Origin of the sequence: Paenibacillus sp. LC231 (genome assembly GCF_001860525.1) — a bacterium.
In the GTDB taxonomy this organism is placed as follows: Bacteria; Bacillota; Bacilli; order Paenibacillales; family Paenibacillaceae; genus Paenibacillus_AQ.
In genome coordinates, this window is sequence record NZ_JFOM01000019.1 from 43,469 (window position 1) to 59,348 (window position 15,880).

21 protein-coding genes and 1 pseudogene are annotated in these 15,880 nt (G+C 44.9%); 17 read left to right on the plus strand and 5 right to left on the minus strand.

Annotated elements, in window-relative coordinates:
- The first annotated feature begins 737 nt into the window (after positions 1-737).
- A complete protein-coding gene (locus AK95_RS15075; RefSeq protein WP_071220786.1) occupies positions 738-1,214 on the plus strand; it encodes a GNAT family N-acetyltransferase in 477 nt (158 codons plus the stop codon).
- A 71-nt stretch (positions 1,215-1,285) separates the two neighbouring features.
- Here the strand turns inward: AK95_RS15075 and AK95_RS15080 are convergent, their stop codons facing one another.
- On the minus strand, positions 1,286-1,627 hold the full coding sequence (locus AK95_RS15080) for a winged helix-turn-helix transcriptional regulator (RefSeq protein ID WP_071220787.1): 342 nt from the start codon (positions 1,625-1,627) through the stop codon (positions 1,286-1,288).
- 39 nt (positions 1,628-1,666) lie between these two features.
- On the opposite strand from AK95_RS15080, the pseudogene AK95_RS15085 reads away from it, so the two are divergent.
- From AK95_RS15085 to map, 7 genes and pseudogenes are all read left to right on the plus strand, one after another.
- Positions 1,667-2,129 (plus strand): annotated as a pseudogene (locus AK95_RS15085) (arginase family protein); the annotation flags it as partial.
- A gap of 256 nt (positions 2,130-2,385) precedes the next feature.
- A complete protein-coding gene (locus AK95_RS15090; protein ID WP_071220788.1) occupies positions 2,386-2,868 on the plus strand; it encodes a DUF2975 domain-containing protein in 483 nt (160 codons plus the stop codon).
- Between the two features lie 10 nt (positions 2,869-2,878).
- Positions 2,879-3,103, plus strand: a complete 225-nt coding sequence (locus tag AK95_RS15095) for a helix-turn-helix domain-containing protein (RefSeq protein WP_071220789.1) — start codon at positions 2,879-2,881, stop codon at positions 3,101-3,103.
- 357 nt (positions 3,104-3,460) lie between these two features.
- On the plus strand, positions 3,461-3,925 hold the full coding sequence (locus AK95_RS15100; RefSeq protein ID WP_162487588.1) for a hypothetical protein: 465 nt from the start codon (positions 3,461-3,463) through the stop codon (positions 3,923-3,925).
- A gap of 26 nt (positions 3,926-3,951) precedes the next feature.
- On the plus strand, positions 3,952-4,512 hold the full coding sequence (locus AK95_RS15105; protein ID WP_071220790.1) for a hypothetical protein: 561 nt from the start codon (positions 3,952-3,954) through the stop codon (positions 4,510-4,512).
- Positions 4,513-4,817: 305 nt separating this feature from the next.
- Entirely contained in the window at positions 4,818-5,588 is a 771-nt protein-coding gene (locus AK95_RS15110) for a TetR/AcrR family transcriptional regulator (protein WP_071220791.1), read from the plus strand.
- 26 nt (positions 5,589-5,614) lie between these two features.
- Positions 5,615-6,361 carry a type I methionyl aminopeptidase gene (gene map / locus AK95_RS15115; protein WP_071220792.1) on the plus strand — a complete coding sequence of 249 codons (747 nt, stop codon included), beginning with the start codon at positions 5,615-5,617 and terminating at the stop codon, positions 6,359-6,361.
- On the opposite strand, the gene AK95_RS34160 is transcribed toward map, so the two are convergent.
- Positions 6,347-6,514, minus strand: coding sequence for a hypothetical protein (locus tag AK95_RS34160; RefSeq protein ID WP_162487589.1), 168 nt, complete (start codon positions 6,512-6,514; stop codon positions 6,347-6,349). The genes map and AK95_RS34160 overlap by 15 nt on opposite strands.
- A 167-nt stretch (positions 6,515-6,681) precedes the next feature.
- Here AK95_RS34160 and AK95_RS34795 point away from each other — a divergent pair, with 167 nt between their 5' ends.
- Positions 6,682-6,786 (plus strand): DUF6254 family protein, encoded by a 105-nt coding sequence (locus AK95_RS34795; RefSeq protein WP_015735743.1) that lies wholly within the window; start codon positions 6,682-6,684, stop codon positions 6,784-6,786.
- A 152-nt stretch (positions 6,787-6,938) separates the two neighbouring features.
- Positions 6,939-7,346, plus strand: a complete 408-nt coding sequence (locus AK95_RS15120; RefSeq protein WP_071220793.1) for a helix-turn-helix domain-containing protein — start codon at positions 6,939-6,941, stop codon at positions 7,344-7,346.
- Positions 7,347-7,390: 44 nt separating this feature from the next.
- Here the strand turns inward: AK95_RS15120 and AK95_RS15125 are convergent, their stop codons facing one another.
- On the minus strand, positions 7,391-8,029 hold the full coding sequence (locus AK95_RS15125) for an NADPH-dependent F420 reductase (protein WP_071220794.1): 639 nt from the start codon (positions 8,027-8,029) through the stop codon (positions 7,391-7,393).
- A 175-nt stretch (positions 8,030-8,204) separates the two neighbouring features.
- Between AK95_RS15125 and AK95_RS35345 the strand changes: the two genes are divergently transcribed.
- From AK95_RS35345 to AK95_RS15160, 7 genes are all read left to right on the plus strand, one after another.
- Positions 8,205-8,483: a winged helix-turn-helix transcriptional regulator gene (locus tag AK95_RS35345; protein ID WP_481855852.1), complete on the plus strand. Its 279-nt coding sequence runs from the start codon at positions 8,205-8,207 to the stop codon at positions 8,481-8,483.
- Positions 8,484-8,687: 204 nt separating this feature from the next.
- Complete coding sequence (locus AK95_RS15135) at positions 8,688-9,161, plus strand: MerR family transcriptional regulator (protein WP_071220796.1); 474 nt, start codon at positions 8,688-8,690, stop codon at positions 9,159-9,161.
- Positions 9,145-9,567 carry a hypothetical protein gene (locus AK95_RS15140; RefSeq protein WP_201259388.1) on the plus strand — a complete coding sequence of 141 codons (423 nt, stop codon included), beginning with the start codon at positions 9,145-9,147 and terminating at the stop codon, positions 9,565-9,567. Before AK95_RS15135 ends, AK95_RS15140 begins: the two co-directional genes overlap by 17 nt.
- Positions 9,568-9,889: 322 nt before the next feature.
- Positions 9,890-10,531 (plus strand): glycoside hydrolase family 11 protein, encoded by a 642-nt coding sequence (locus tag AK95_RS15145; RefSeq protein WP_071220797.1) that lies wholly within the window; start codon positions 9,890-9,892, stop codon positions 10,529-10,531.
- Between the two features lie 228 nt (positions 10,532-10,759).
- Positions 10,760-11,602 carry a formylglycine-generating enzyme family protein gene (locus tag AK95_RS15150; RefSeq protein WP_071220798.1) on the plus strand — a complete coding sequence of 281 codons (843 nt, stop codon included), beginning with the start codon at positions 10,760-10,762 and terminating at the stop codon, positions 11,600-11,602.
- 185 nt (positions 11,603-11,787) lie between these two features.
- On the plus strand, positions 11,788-12,426 hold the full coding sequence (locus tag AK95_RS15155; protein WP_071220799.1) for a TetR/AcrR family transcriptional regulator: 639 nt from the start codon (positions 11,788-11,790) through the stop codon (positions 12,424-12,426).
- Positions 12,423-13,682, plus strand: coding sequence for a glycosyltransferase (locus tag AK95_RS15160; protein WP_071220800.1), 1,260 nt, complete (start codon positions 12,423-12,425; stop codon positions 13,680-13,682). Before AK95_RS15155 ends, AK95_RS15160 begins: the two co-directional genes overlap by 4 nt.
- 81 nt (positions 13,683-13,763) lie before the next feature.
- On the opposite strand, the gene AK95_RS15165 is transcribed toward AK95_RS15160, so the two are convergent.
- Both AK95_RS15165 and AK95_RS15170 read right to left on the minus strand, forming a co-directional pair.
- Positions 13,764-15,113 carry a TrkH family potassium uptake protein gene (locus AK95_RS15165; RefSeq protein ID WP_071220833.1) on the minus strand — a complete coding sequence of 450 codons (1,350 nt, stop codon included), beginning with the start codon at positions 15,111-15,113 and terminating at the stop codon, positions 13,764-13,766.
- 78 nt (positions 15,114-15,191) lie between these two features.
- Positions 15,192-15,875, minus strand: a complete 684-nt coding sequence (locus tag AK95_RS15170; protein WP_071220801.1) for a universal stress protein — start codon at positions 15,873-15,875, stop codon at positions 15,192-15,194.
- Positions 15,876-15,880: the final 5 nt, after the last annotated feature.

A 15,880-nucleotide genomic window follows, 5' to 3' on the forward strand; every position in this document is an offset into this window, starting at 1 on the left:
GCAGCTGTGTGCGGACAGGAGATCCGTTATTTCCCAACAACTGTACCAAAATCACTGATTCGTGGACACAGAATCCGTTATTCTCGGATTTTTCTTATTTTTTGCTGTGATTTTCAGGCAATAGCGGAACCTGTGTCCGCCTAACCTTATGTTTAGCGCCTTTTCTTACAAATAGCGGAACCACGGTCCATACGGAGTTGGTTTAATAGCTTCTTCCTCATACACCCCAAAAAAAAGATGATTGGTTTCCCTTATGGGTTTCCAACAATGTCTACTTTAAGGGCGTTCAATTAATTAAATGTATCTTAAGCCTCTGTTTCTATATGACCCCCGTCAGTAGAATCGTCTTCGCCGCGAATCCCTTGCCCTTTACCTTTCGAAGAACCCTCCAGCTCATTATCATCCCCAATCCCCAACAACAGGGTTTGCGGAAGTATTGACCAATGAGTCAGCAGAAATCGGTGTAACAGATGTATAAGCGACAACGATCAAAATGGGATACCGTTCATCTGGATGATCCATCAACAGGAATGCTAAACGCAGCTTATATGAGCAAAAAAATAAAACCGGCACAATGATGTGCCGGTTAATTCATACTGACCTAAAAAAGGCATGGATACATTATAGTCTATAAAAAATTTCAATATAAGTCTATTACTTTTTTTGGATAAATTGTATGTTATATAAGCGACCGCGGCGCAACGATCAACCCAAAATAATGAAGGGAGAAACCTTGAATGATTACACTCAGGAAAATCACGTTAGAAAACCGACGTGCCATATTTAATCTGGAGGTCTCAGAAGATCAAAGGCGCTTCGTAGCGTCCAATTTGTCGAGCGTGGCTTCGTGTTATGTCCTTGCAACCAATGGGGGGCAGCCATTTCCATTTGCCATTTACGCGGATGAGCAGCCGGTTGGTTTTGTTATGATTACTTACAGAATCACCGGATACGAACTTCCGACAATCGCAGACGACAGCTATTGCATCCTGCGGCTGATGATTGACAAGCAATACCAGAACAGAGGCTACGGTCGGGAAGCCATGAAAAAAATCTTGGAATTTGTCCGTACCTTTCCGGCAGGGCCTGCACAATACTGCTGGATATCTTATAAGGCTGATAACGCAGCCGCCAAAAAGCTTTATGAAAGCTACGGCTTCCGTGACAACGGCGAAATCGAAAACGACGAGCTAATAACCGTTTTACGACTCTAATTCACTGCTTCAATGGATCAACCTTTGAAAGCCGCATTTTATGCGGCTTTTTTGCAATTAGAAAATAGGGCTCAATGGTGTTGGTTCTTTACTCCCCACTCACATAACTGTTCCAAAATGGGTAATAGAGTTTCCGCTTTATCTGTAAGACTGTACTCGACTTTTGGCGGAACTTGAGGATATTCTTTGCGTGTCACCAGACCGTCCGCTTCCAGTTCCTTGAGCTGTGAGCTCAATGTTTTGTAAGTGATTGCTCCTATTTGTCTTTTCAGATCATTAAAGCGAACGGTTTGGTTTTCAGCCAAGAGGTACATAATCACCATTTTCCATTTGCCGCCAATAATCGAAATGGTATAACCAAAAGGTGTGTCTTGGACATTCTTAACTTTACCTTTAAATTCCTCCATACTCATACTGAACGCTATCCTTTCGGGTAGTACCTATCATAACAACTAAAACCTGAAAATGTCTTTATTGCGGGATTAGCGGCTCCTACAGAAGAAGAAGCTGTTGTAATTTCTGAAGCGTTTCAAAGATTAGGGTGTTGCACCTACAGAACCGGACACGGAAATGATTCAAAGGCTTGGTATTCGAACGGCCGGAACGAAGGAGTTAGCGAGCAGCACTGAATCTATAAAAGAATGGATCAAAGAAAGCGGCATTAAACACCTGGCTATTCATCTTGATTTAGACGTGCTTGATCCAAAGGCTTTTCGTTCGGTATTATTCGCCAACCCGGAAGAACCCTTTAATTTATCTCCTAAGGGAACCATGCAATTGCCTCAACTACTGAGTTTGATTAAAGAACTATCAGAAGAAACCGATGTCGTTGGGTTAGGTATAACAGAGCATTTGCCGTGGGACTCCATCAACCTGAAGAAACTCCTTGGAGAAATACCCATTTTAAATAACTAAAGGCATCCATGAATTTTATAGAATAATGAACTGCATAATCCTAAAAATACACCCACGCATTAGGGTGTATTTTTTAGGTGGTAATAAGGGGTGGCAGCAAGTGTAGTGATTCAGATTGATTACGTTTCAATGGAAGTATTTCTTTGGAGATATCAGCTTAACAATATAAATACAATCATAAACGTTAATTATTTATTGCAAAACGATAAATAAATTGCTAAAATCAAATTCATAATCATGAAGTGAGGTGCTTTTTATGAAACGAGGGTCCACATTATTTTTAAGGATTGCTGTCATTCTTATTGGAATTCCAGTTCTAGCTCTGTGCATATTTGTGGTACCAGAGATAGCGGAATTTATTGCAGAATTGTATCCAGATCATGCTTATTTGAGATATCTTGTTTTTATTGATTTGTATGCAACCGCGATACCGTTTTACTTTGCTTTATATCAGGCGTATAAGCTTCTAGGGTATATTGACAAGAACAAAGCTTTTTCGGAATTATCCGTACGCGTTCTAAAGAATATAAAAAACAGTGCAACCATAATCAGCAGCTTGTTTGTGGTAGGCATGCCGCTCTTCTATCTGATAGCGGAGAAAGACGATGCCCCAGGTATCATACTCATCGGAATGGCCCTGATTTTTGCGTCCATGGTGATTGCCGTATTTGCTGCTGTTCTTCAAAAGCTTTTAAAAGAGGCAATTGATATAAAATCTGAGAATGATTTGACGGTCTGAGGTGATAACTATGGCGATTATTATCAATATTGATGTGATGCTGGCTAAACGAAAAATGAGCGTAACCGAGCTTTCGGAGAGGGTTGGAATTACCATGGCCAATCTGTCTATATTGAAAAACGGAAAGGCCAAAGCCATTAGGCTTTCAACGTTAGAAGCTATATGCAAAGCGCTGGAATGCCAGCCTGGAGATATTTTAGAATACAAAAGTGACGAGAACACGCAAGAATCATAAAGCAGGGATCTAAAAAGTCGCCATTTCGGCGATTTTTTTGTGTTTCATAAGCAATCTTGATGATTGTCTGAAGTGAAACAGAATCGAATCATAAACGGACCTTCGATATTAATGTGAAGCAGGTTAGACTTGCGTCTCTTAACATGTGGTAAAATGGTTGTCAAGAACTATAGAAGAGGGGTTGGAATCTTGATTCGGGGAGTCATTATCGAAGGGTTGTCAACTGCTGGAAAAACATCATTGTTTTCTGCAATCAGGGGAATACATAGTCAAGCGCATAATGTTGGAAAATCGATAATTGCGATAAGTGAACACTATTCGCAAGTTTTGCATTCATACCAAGGCGTCCTGAGATCCATGGATAAGGATGAACATATTCAGCTGTTAAATCGTCATGTTGATTATCTTGAGCTACAATACAATTGGATTGATTCACTAGGCCATACGAAACCATCAAACGGAATATTCTATCTTTTGGAAAGATTCCATTTAAATCATCGAGCGGCATTTTCAAATTCTTCAGATATTGAGGAGTTAGAAAAACGCTTATTAAGACTGAATGCTCATTCTGTGCTTTTAACATTGTCTCAAGATGCAGTGGAGTCAAGGTATATTGAAAGTCGTGGCGACGCTTGGAAATCATATGTGATGAACAATCACTCCACAGTTAGGGAGGCTTGTCAGAAGTTCTTAGAGGACCAGAATCAACTTCGCATGTGTGCGAAACAATCGCTTATTCCCACTCTAGAGATCAACACAGATGAAGCAGACTGGAATTCTTACGCAAAACAGATTCTCATGGGAATCAACGTTGCAACTTAAAGTAATTAAGTAATGAGGGGGAGAACATGATTTTACTATTAAGAACTATAATGATTGTACTATTCGTATCTTTAATCGGGTGTCAGCAAAATACGAGCTCAACAGATAACCTCACTGCTGAATCAGATCTAGCAGGTTTTGTACAGCCAGAACCATCGGATTGGGTGAAATATATAACGCCAGTCAGAGAGTACATGTATTATAGAACGCAAGCCGTGGTTAACAAGGATATACATATTTTATGGGACCGCTATCCGGATCTTAAAGAGAATGTTGACCTCAAACTAGGCATAAATATAGAGGAAAATGAGGTTGAATCCTTGAATCAACATTTCCATTTGTTGGATGCCAATTATAATGTTGAAGGTTATGAACGAATGAAAGTGAAAACGATAAGTGATCATGAAGTGGAAGTTCTCATTCATGCAAGTATAGTTTATATGAGAGATGATTTTGATGAGTCTGGAGGAGAGCATTTAATTAAGCTCTTCTTAGAACATAAGAACAATCATTGGGCCGTCGTAAAAACGGATGAATATACTTTACCGGAATACAAAGAATGGATGAAGGAAAAGGAACAAATCTAATCTGTTGCTAAGCTATCCTAAGCGAGCTGGAACGATAGGTGAATAATGCGTTGAAGGCAGCCGACCAGTATGACCGGCTGCCTTTTAAGCTTTGAAGCTTGCATCGTTTATGGGCCGATTAAACGCTATGACAACTGTTAGCGTAGCAATGTTCCAACCGGATCGATCGTTCGAGGTTAAGCCGATGGTCAAGCAACGATTTCTAGGTTGAGCTGAATATCTTCCACTAATCTCTTGTTATTCGCAAGCTGATGTTTTATATTGACATAAGAGTAGGTCAAAAATAAAAGAGGTGATTAGACTAGATGACTCCACGCACGAAGGAACAAAACGAAGAGATCCGGCTGCGACGTCTGGCGCAAATTCGGAAAGCCGCTGCCGATGTGTTTTTGGATAAAGGTCCTTTACTGGAAATCCGGGATGTGGCCGCGCAGGCGGGACTCGGCTATGGCACGGTATACCATTATTACAGCAATAAAGGCGATTTACTCCACGATCTGCTATGGGATGCATTGGAGCGGGACGGTGAATGGCTGAAGGCCCCGCTAGATGCTCCGCTAGAAGCCATGATGAAGCTTCCGCCGGAGGTCCCGGGTGCATCGACTACGGGGGAGATGCCAGCGAGCGGGCTTTTCGGCTTGGCTGCTGCGCCGGACACCGGAAAGCCGGCTGCCGCGGATTCCCGTATGGGAAGCCACGAAACGGCCGCTGCCGCAGAGCTCGGCCCCGTCGCGGTAGCCGGCGTCCGGCTGCTGCAGCTTTGGGCGGAGGACCATGCCCTGTACCTGCTGCATAAGCTGGCCGGTGAGCGCTTTGCCTCGCTGCCTGAAGCGCGCTCAGCCCCGCTCCTGGCCGCCTTTCGCCGGGAGGTGCTCACGCCTCTTGCCGCGCTGCTGGAAACCGGGCGCGCGGAGGACGGGGCTGCGGCTTCCGGCGGAAACGCGGCAGAGCAGCAGAATTGGCTGCAGCGCGCGGAAATGCTGCTGGCCGCCTTGGTCGGCTGCGCCTCGCTTTCGCTTCACCGCGGTAAGCTGCACGAAGAGGCGAGGGATATCGTCCTGTTTTTAAAACTATAGTATAAATAAGGAGTGAATAAACATAGATGATCATCTTAAAATCACCAAGGGAAATCGAGGAGATGAAGCCGGCGGGCCAAATCGTTGCGGACTGTTACCGTGAGGTTGCCAAACTGATCGAGCCTGGGATCACCACCCGCGAAATCAATGACTTTGTTGCCAGACACATCACCAAACTCGGCGGCAAGCAGTTTACGAAAGGGTATAACGGTTTCCCCGCAGAAACCTGCACTTCGGTCAACGATGTGGTGGCCCACGGCATTCCTTCGAATCGGGCGCTTATGGACGGCGATTTGCTGAAGCTCGACATCGTCGTGGAATACGGCGGTTGGTTCGGCGATTCATGCTGGTGCTATGCGGTGGGCAATATCCGGCCGGAAGCACAAAAATTAATGAAAGTGACAAAGGAATGCTTGGATCTGGGGATCGCCCGGGCACTCCCTGGAGGCCGGCTCGGCGACATAACGTCGGCGATTCAACAGCATGCGGAATCGAACGGGTACTCCGTCGTACGCGATCTGCTGGCGCACGGGATCGGGCGGAGCCTGCACGAGGAGCCGAACTACGAGCATATCGGCGTAGCTGGCAAAGGCATTCGATTAAAGGAAGGCATGGTGTTTACGATTGAACCGATGCTCAACGAAGGTACGTTCCGTATCACGATCGACGACGATCAGTGGACGGCGAGAACGGCTGACGGCAAGCTGTCGGCGCAATATGAGCATACAATCGCAATCACGTCGGACGGACCGCTTATTTTAACGGCCCAGTAAGAATAGAGGCGAACGGACGGCGGTGCGGAAATAAGTCGCCAACCCGGTAAGCGAGATCATCCAAGCTCTCGCCTCAAGCGTGACTTCGGGTGGTCTGCCGGACGCTTTCTCCAACTGGATTAGAGAAGGTAAGTGGGCTGTTAAGGAATTCATTGGCCACACACCTTCTCCGAGCACGACCTGTATAATAGGGAAGCCATCGAGTACATAACTGTTTTTAAAACAATTGACTCTATATGAAATTCATGAATGAACAGAGCTGTGGAATGACAATATAAGTAAGTGGTATACAATTCAGTTTCCAAAGGAGGATATCTGTTATGGCTCACCAGAAGAGAAGGAAAGAAGCTGCCTGGAAGTCGCGAAAGCAAGAACAGCATCCCCATGGTAAAATCAAATCGCTTAAGGAATTGTCCAGCGAATAGGATGAAGAGTATACTGCTTGGAAGAGAGAAAGACTGTCGGCGTATAATGCCGGCAGTCTTCTTTTTTGTATCACTCATTAGATATCCCGGTTTACTTTCCCCTAATTATCTCTTAATATATGGATAACAAGAGATAAGGGAAGGTGTTTATAATGAATGCTAAAGAAGCAGCGTTATTACTTGGGGTTCATTACAAAACGATTCTTAACATGATTAATGATGGGCGTTTAGCCGCTTCGAAAAACGACTCTGGAGATTGGGTAATTAGCGAGAGCGATTTGGCTGCCCGTGAGCAGCGGATTGATGATAAGGAGTTTGTAGCGATCTACACTCATTTGGCCGTACAGATGATTGAAAAAGCTCATCATCGTGCTATAAACGCAGCAAAAGAAGAACTAATACACGTGGCGCGTGCCATGATAAAGGTCAAAGACAATCGAAATGAGTTGAATCAGCAAGTAAAACGCCTTCAAAATGCATTAGATGGATATAAAGCAGCGGAAGCCTTCACTCTCACTGTGGATTCAATCAAAAAACAAGCGGAAAGTGAGAATCACTAGTACTTGCTAAGTTAAGGCCATAGCCCCAGCCAGCTGTATTACACTTAATGTCTTAAAAGGGCAAAGGATGACCCTGGCGACTGCAGTTGAATTTCACTAATCACACATGCAAGCATGATTGATTCTTGTAGTAAGCTTTGCCGAATATCACCTAAATCAACGATCATTGACCAACCGAGATCGTTAAGAAGAACCCTGACCTGGTCTTTGGAAGGTGCATGGTTGCCGGATACGAACATGATCGGTGAACCTTCTTTATATCGGGGATTTACCATGATCTTATCGCTAACTGTATTAAGTGTCTTAACCACATGACTCTCCGGTAATATGGACTGGACGATCTCTCCTGCTGAAGTATTCGTAAGGAGCAAGCGCGGCCCATTGTCAAAATGGACGGCATTGCTTACATCAATAACCGTTTTGTTTTTTAGATACACAGGCTCGATGGTTTCAATCACTTCTTTCATATGGGCCCAAGGGAGAGCCGCAATAATAACCTCACCAAACTGAGCTGCTTCAGCAAATGATCCAATGTCTCCTGAATTGCCAACCTCATGTTTCCAAAGATCATGTTTTCCGCTATGGGGTGTTCGGCTGCTGATGAGAATTTGATGACCTGATTTCGCGAGTCTTTTCCCTAAGGACTGACCTACATTTCCCGCTCCGAGAATTCCAATGCGCATGGATGCATCTCCTTTCTAGGTGTGATTGTATTCTCGATTAAATAGCGATAACAATTAGGCACTTTTTTGTAACCAACCTTTTGCTTAAAGAAAAATGATACACTATGGATAAAAATGGGGGGGCGAAGTAATGCCTGTTCAACGAAATGAATGTCCCGTTGAGGTCGTATTTTCCATGTTAAGCGGGAGATGGAAAATTCCAATCTATAGATTTTTGTATAAAAACATAATGCCCGTTCGGTATAGCGAATTGCTGCGACATTTACCATCCATTTCGAAAAAAATATTGACTGAGCAGCTTCGTGAGCTTGAGCGGGATGGTATCATCGATAGAACATCGTATCCGGAGCCTCGGCCTAGAGTAGAATATACGCTGACACCGAAGGGTCGAACCATGATTGAATTTCTGGATTCGATGAGTGAGTGGGGGAAAAAGCACATCCTATCGGAATGATATCAGCCCCTAAATAGTTAGCCGTGGACAGGGCAGGTGATCTCGTTGACGCGGGGGCGAAAAGGGCAGCAACGGTGAGCGAAACAATTGAGACTAGCCTACTGGATATCATATGCCCTCATGCCAACGATTGCTTGATTGCTCTGATAATAAAATTACATTATGACTTGACATTGGAGCTTACTCCAATGTTATTTTGAATTCATGGAAAAACTTTATTCTATACAAGAAGTTTCGCAGCTGCTTGGGATTCCAAAGGATACGCTTCGGTACTATGACCGGATAGGAATCGTATCGCCGTTCCGTGAAGACAATCGGTACCGCAGGTATTCGAAGAACGACCTCATCGATTTGATGAATATCCAAATCATGCAATATGCGGACTTCACGCTTGACGAGATCAAGGGAACGTTTGGATTCCACAGGAAGGAGAATGTAGACCCTGCTTATTGCCGTGAGGTTGCTTCGTTCCTCGATGCCAAGAATGCAGAAACGCGCAAGAAAATGGCCCATCTGGAAAAGGTCAGTCAGTTGCTCGACGTAGCAGCAGAAACGCTAAGGGACTTTAATCATGAAAGCGACCAACGGCTGGCAGAAATCGTTCGCGAGCTTTACCGCTCTATTCACAAGAAGGAACCGGAAATATCTGAGGAGGGATGTCATGGGCATCAAGGTTAGGAATTTTTATTTTTTGACTGCCGGCCTTCTGGCGATACTGTTTGCCTTCACGCACGCATGGAACGGGCAATCCACTGTGCTGCCAGTGCTCCATGCGAGTGCGATAGCGATGGACACCCAAACAATATTCATGTATGTATGGCACATCATCACGGCGGAAAATCTGATTTTCGGCTTTATCTTCATCTTTATGTCATTCCAAAGTGAACGATCAAAGACCCACTTCGCCGTCTGGACCATCGTATCGCTTCTGCTCGTCCGGCTGCTGGTCATTCTTGGTATCACGGCATTACAAGACATATCGGCGCTTAGGGATACGTTAATCGATTCGATTGCGATCGTAATCTATGTCATCTTCATCATAATGGGTATAAGAAGGAAGCCGAGGGGTTCGGAGGTCAGATGAGCGACTATTCATGAAAAGACTATCCATTCATCGGGTGGAACAAGGGAAAAGGATATGGGGTATACTACTTTTGTGAAATGGAAGGGACTGTCGGTAATATTCCGGCAGTCTTATTTTATGATCTATCCGCCCTCGCAAGTCCCTAAAATTGTAAAATAATCTAGATATCATATTTAATTTGCTAAGTGTTTTTGAAACCGCTATCATTCTATAATTTACTTGGAAAGGAGGTAAAAGGAAAAAAGGATAAGAAAAATCGCATGCTGAGCACAGCCAAGAAAATCAACGCAAGGCACAATTCAACAATATGAGGAGGTAGATTATGTTTAAGTTTAAGTTTGGTAAGAAAATGATGACGGTTATTCTTGCAGCTACCATGAGTTTTGGTATGTTTGCAACAACCTCAAGCGCAGCGACCGATTATTGGCAAAATTGGACCGATGGCGGCGGAACGGTGAATGCTGTTAACGGCTCCGGCGGTAATTACAGCGTGACATGGCAAAATACCGGAAATTTCGTTGTCGGCAAAGGCTGGAATACCGGATCGCCTAACCGAACGATTAACTACAATGCCGGCGTCTGGTCGCCGTCCGGCAATGGGTATTTGACACTCTACGGATGGACGAGAAACGCACTCATTGAGTATTACGTCGTAGATAGCTGGGGTACTTATCGACCTACCGGAACACATAAAGGGACAGTGACAAGTGATGGAGGCACATACGACATCTATACGACCATGCGATACAATGCACCTTCCATTGACGGAACACAAACGTTTGCCCAGTACTGGAGCGTTCGACAATCGAAAAGAGCGACTGGTGTCAACTCCGCCATCACTTTCAGCAACCATGTGAACGCATGGGCAAGTAAAGGAATGAATCTGGGGAGCAGCTGGTCTTATCAGGTGTTAGCAACAGAGGGTTATCAAAGCAGTGGAAGCTCTAACGTAACGGTATGGTAGCCAATCGCCATCCGTAAACTCAACTAACGGACACGGAGGGGAGCATCTCTTAGGAAAGCGGAGTTCGGCTATCCGATTGACCATTCCCTTCGTTTTGCCCTAAGTCCGGATACGTTGTGGGCCGTTTTTCGCGGAGATGAACGGCCTTCGACGTAACGGGGAGGCAAGTTGCGGGCAGGCAACAACGGACCTATCATTTTTTGTATTAGCTTAAAGGAGATATTATCAATGAGAAAGCTAATAATGTTCCTTTTAATAGCAGCAATGGCTGTGATCTGCGCTTGTTCGCAAGATCAGCCTGACAAGAATGATGATTTTGTTTTCGTGAAAGGCGGGACCTTTAAGAACAACCAGTCTAACTACGCTGATAAAAAAGAAGCCTTATCGAACTTTTACATCGGCAAATATGAGGTCACCCAAAAAGAGTGGGTGGAAGTTATGGGCAGTAATCCATCTGCATTCAAAGGCGACCTTTTGCCGGTTGAAATGGTGAGCTGGTATGACGTTGTGGAGTATTGCAATCAAAGAAGTATACAGGAGGGCTTGAATCCGTATTACAACATAGACAAGGTGAAAAAGGATGCGAATAATAGGAACGATAACGATAATATCAAATGGACCGTCACGATCAATGAGGGAGCTAACGGTTACCGGTTGCCTACAGAAGCGGAATGGGAATACGCTGCGGGCGGAGGTCAGAACAGCAAGGGTTACATTTATAGCGGAAGCAATAATGCCGATGAGGTCGCATGGTATTGGAAGAACGCCGGAGACAAATACCTATCTGGGGATTGGAACTGGCCTATCATAGAGAGCAATCAGAATAAAACAAAATCGATCGGTACCCGGAAACCCAACGAGTTGGGAATCTACGATATGTCTGGAAACGTAAGGGAATGGTGCTGGGACTGGCATGGCGAATTGGGTAGTCCAAGCGGTTCCTTCAGGATAGTGAAGGGCGGCGGTTGGATCGGCGACGTCACCAACAACGAGATATCCTTCCGAGGGAAGTTCGATCCCAATGGCTTTGGCCCCGATCAAGGTTTTCGTGTCGTTCGCGGAGAAATATGACATTTTGTTGTCATGTTTCTTTTTTTATTCCGGATTTAGTTTGTGAAGTTGGTGTTTATCCGTGAGTCTTACCGCAAGGTGGCCGCTGATTTCCTGGCTTGATGCAAGCAAGTCACCACACTATTGACCAGGTGGTCAATGTGTAATACAATTTGGTCAAATGATATTGACCAGGTGGTCAATCGGTGGAGGTGGCGTACAAACCAATGGAGCCAGATAAAAAACAAACCATTTTGCAAGCAGCTTTAGTAGAGTTTTATCACAAGGGCTATGAAGGAGCTTCAACCAATCAAATTACCAAAGCAGCTGGCGTATCCAAGGGAATTTTGTTTCATTATTTTTCGGATAAAAGAACGTTGTATTTAACGGTGGTGGATGAATGCTTAAAGCACTACTACCATTCACTGACTTCGTCACCTATGGATCTCTCCGAGGATCTGTTTCAGGCGATAGAGCAATTATCTCAAAAAAAGATGGATGTATTTAAAAGTGACCCCATCAGGTTTGGATTTATGGCTAAAACATTTCTGATTATGCCGGAAGAGCTGAAAGCGGATCTTCTGCTCAAACAACAACAGATGAACGAGGATTCCATACACCTCCTGGCAAGCAGGATCGATCAGAGCCGTTTTAGGGAAGGAATCGATCCCAAGCAAGCTATCGAATTCGTATTGCTTTCCCTTGAATCTCTAATTACGAAGCAAATGACCAAACGGTACGACGAGAAATCTACAGGAGAACTCGAGGCAAGTGCGGCTTTAGACACAAAACCCTATTTGGACATATTAAGGTACGGCATTTATCGTAAGGAGGGAAAAGAGTGAAAATAAAGTTGCTCACCATCGGAACAAGGGGAGATGTACAGCCGTTCATTGCCCTTGCTCGAGGTCTCCAGAACAACGGACATGACGTGGTTATATGCACATCGCAGGATTTCGAAGGCTTCGTTCGAGGGCATGGTGTCGGTTTCGCACCAATACGGGCAAATATCATGAAACTAGCGCAATCTGCGGAAGGGAAACGCATGCTGGGCAGCAATCCCTTCGAGATTATGAAGCAGATGAAAAAGCTTATATATCCTATGATGCAGCAAATGCTCGATGACCTGTGGACCGCTTCTCAAGATGCGGACTGCCTCATCTACCATCCCAAAGCATTCGCTGGATATGATATTGCACAAAAGCTGAATATTCCCGTATTCGCGGCTCATCCGATTCCGATCATTGCACCGACAGGCGCTTTCACCAATCCCATTTTACCTGTCACCTTCAGGAATCGATGGTTAAATGAAAAAAGCTATCATCTCAACCGTTTCATGCTGTTATCCTTCAAAAAATTGATGAATACATGGAGAAGAGATACGTTGCATTTACCTCCACGAAGTCTATTCTCCGATGATCTGCACGTAAACGGACGCGATATTCCGGTGCTTTACGGTTGCAGTCCTTCGATTATGCCATTTGATCCGAAATGGAAGGATCGCGTCTGTATGGAGGGGTTTTGGTTTCTGGAAGATACTGATTGGGACCCACCAAGGGAGTTGGAGTCTTTTATCGCGTCAGGATCCCCGCCAATCGTTATCAGTTATAGCAGCATGCCTCTAAAGCATCCGGATCATGTGCTCGAGATGACTACGCAGGCTTTACGACAAACGGGGCAACGCGGCATCATTCTGGTTGGCTGGAGTGGAATGCAAGTATCCGGGAATGGGGCCGAGAACATCCTGTGTATACAGGAAGCACCGCATGCATGGCTGTTTCCGCGAGCTGCAGGCGTTATTCATCATGGTGGAGCAGGGACGACAGCGGCCGTTTTGAGAGCAGGGAAGCCGATGACCATATCCCCGTTCAATGCGGATCAGCCTTTCTGGGCCAAGCGTATGTATGAGCTAGGTGTATCGACCAAGCCGATTCCTGAAAAATCAATGTCTGTAGCCAGTTTGGCTGAGCGAATAGCGGAGCTAACCAGTCATTCAACATTGACAGCCAATGCAATGGCACTGTCAGACCAAATTTTAGGGGAGAGTGGTGTTGATCGAACTGTAGAATTTATTGAGAGACGGTTGCATGATTACTTTTGAGAGGATTCCTTTAACAAGGGATATGTGTACCAAAAGTTAAAGTATTAATGGACAAGAAAATTCTTGATTGGGAACCCTGAGTTACCCAATCAAGATATGATCTTCCGCGTAACCAATTTTGGAGGTGCGTTTTTTTTGAGCCAATGCATAAGCGAGCGTTAAGGGACCCAGACGACCGGCAAACATCGTTATCGCTACAATGACTTTCCCTACGGGGGACAATTCACTTGTCAATCCCATCGACAAACCGGTGGTGCTAAATGCTGAGGTCGCTTCAAACAACACTTCCAAAAAATGTTCTTCTAGCATTCCTTCAGAGATGGTCAGCAACAGCGAAACGCCCAGCACGACCACCAAAGAACTCATGACAACGGCCAAGGCGCGCATAACGGTTTCTCCTGCTATTTTGCGTTTGAAGGCATGGATTTGACCGCCCCCGCGAAAGGTTTGGATCGTAGCTAGGATGAGTACAACAAGCGTATTGATCTTAATACCGCCGCCTGTTCCTCCGGAAGCAGCACCGATGAACATCAGAATAATAATGAAAAACTGAGAAGCCGCCAGCATGCTGCCGATATCTATCGTGTTAAACCCCGAGCTTCGAGGCGTTATGCCTTGGAAAAAAGCAGCCAGCACTTGTTCGCTTTCGCTCAATTGGCCAAAGGTTGACGGATTCCAGCTCTCCAAAAAGTATATAAATAGAAAACCGAGCAGGGACAGCGTTCCTGTTCCGACTAGGACAACCTTGGAGTGAAGCGAAAGCTTCTTCCATGAACGTTTTTGAAATACATCCACAATGACGATATAGCCGAGGCCTCCAATGATAAATAGCAGGACAATCGTAATATTGACGATCGGATCGCCGACAAAGGGGGTTAGGCTGTCAGACCACAGGGCGAATCCGGCATTGTTGAATGCCGAAACGGAATGGAAAAGGGCGTAATAAGCTGCCTGTCCCCACCCGACGTCCTGTTGCCAGCGGAGCGTGAGGACAATCGTAGCCAAGGCTTCAAACGCGAATGCAATGAGTACCATATACATGGACAATTTAACCAAACCTTGTGCCGAGGTCGAATGCGTGGTTTGCTGAATAATCATTCGTTGCTTCAAGCCAATTCTCTTCCCCAGAACAATGGCAACCATCACGCCAAAGGTCATAAAGCCGAGCCCGCCAATTTGAATCAAGATCATGATAATGACTTGTCCAAAAGTCGAAAAAACACTACCGGTATCCAAGACAACGAGCCCGTTTACGCAGATTGCTGAGGTGGCAGTAAATAAAGCATCCAGCAGACCAATTGACCTCCCGGTGGAGGAAGAGTAGGGAAGCGCGAGCAATGCGGTCCCGATTAATATTAAAGTGAAAAAGACAAGCATGACGAGTTGAGGGGGACTCATATTTTTTTTAAGCTTGTTGATAAACAACTCCATTGTGTCAGGAGCGGAATGTTGTGTATTTCGATCGTTTGCATTCATAAATGTTCTTCTCACAAGTTCCACCCCCATTCTTTATTGATCGCCGGGTTTATCGAAGAATTTTCTGTTTTGGAAAAAAGACGAGTCTACTACTTTTCCGTGACTTATTTTCAAATATTGGATCTCGTGGTCTGTTTTTATTTTCAGCAAGCCGGTGTCAAAATCGGTATTTAACTCTTTGAAAAATAGACCTTCGGCTATTGGATCGCCCCCGGATTCCTTACTGCCAAGCAGATAATGAGAACCATCACTGTAAACAGTGACTCGAATTCCCCGTTCATGGGTGTCAGCTATTGGATCATCCATCCTTTGAACCGCTACAATGTGTAAGTCCGTCTCGCCTATCTGGTTTAAAAGCTCGTTAACAAACGAACCGCGCGTAATTTCTTGCCATCGCGTTTGACCGGATTGTCCGATGATTATTTGGGTGATTTGATGATTCTTGGCGGTTTCCGCTATGATTTCTGAAGCCTTGGGATCTTCATTCGTTTTGACAATGAAGGTTGCCCCATACTCGTTGCATTTCACTTGCCACTCAGCCATATACCTTTCTTGTGCCTGATCTAACTCACCTTCACGCAAGGGTATAACGCTCAACACAAACAGGGGGCACTTAAGCAGTCTGGCTAATTCGCCGCCTCGACGGATGAGACGTTCTCCGTTTGGACCGTAATACACGCATACCAGTATCTTTTCATTATTAAGCAGAATAATCATTCCTT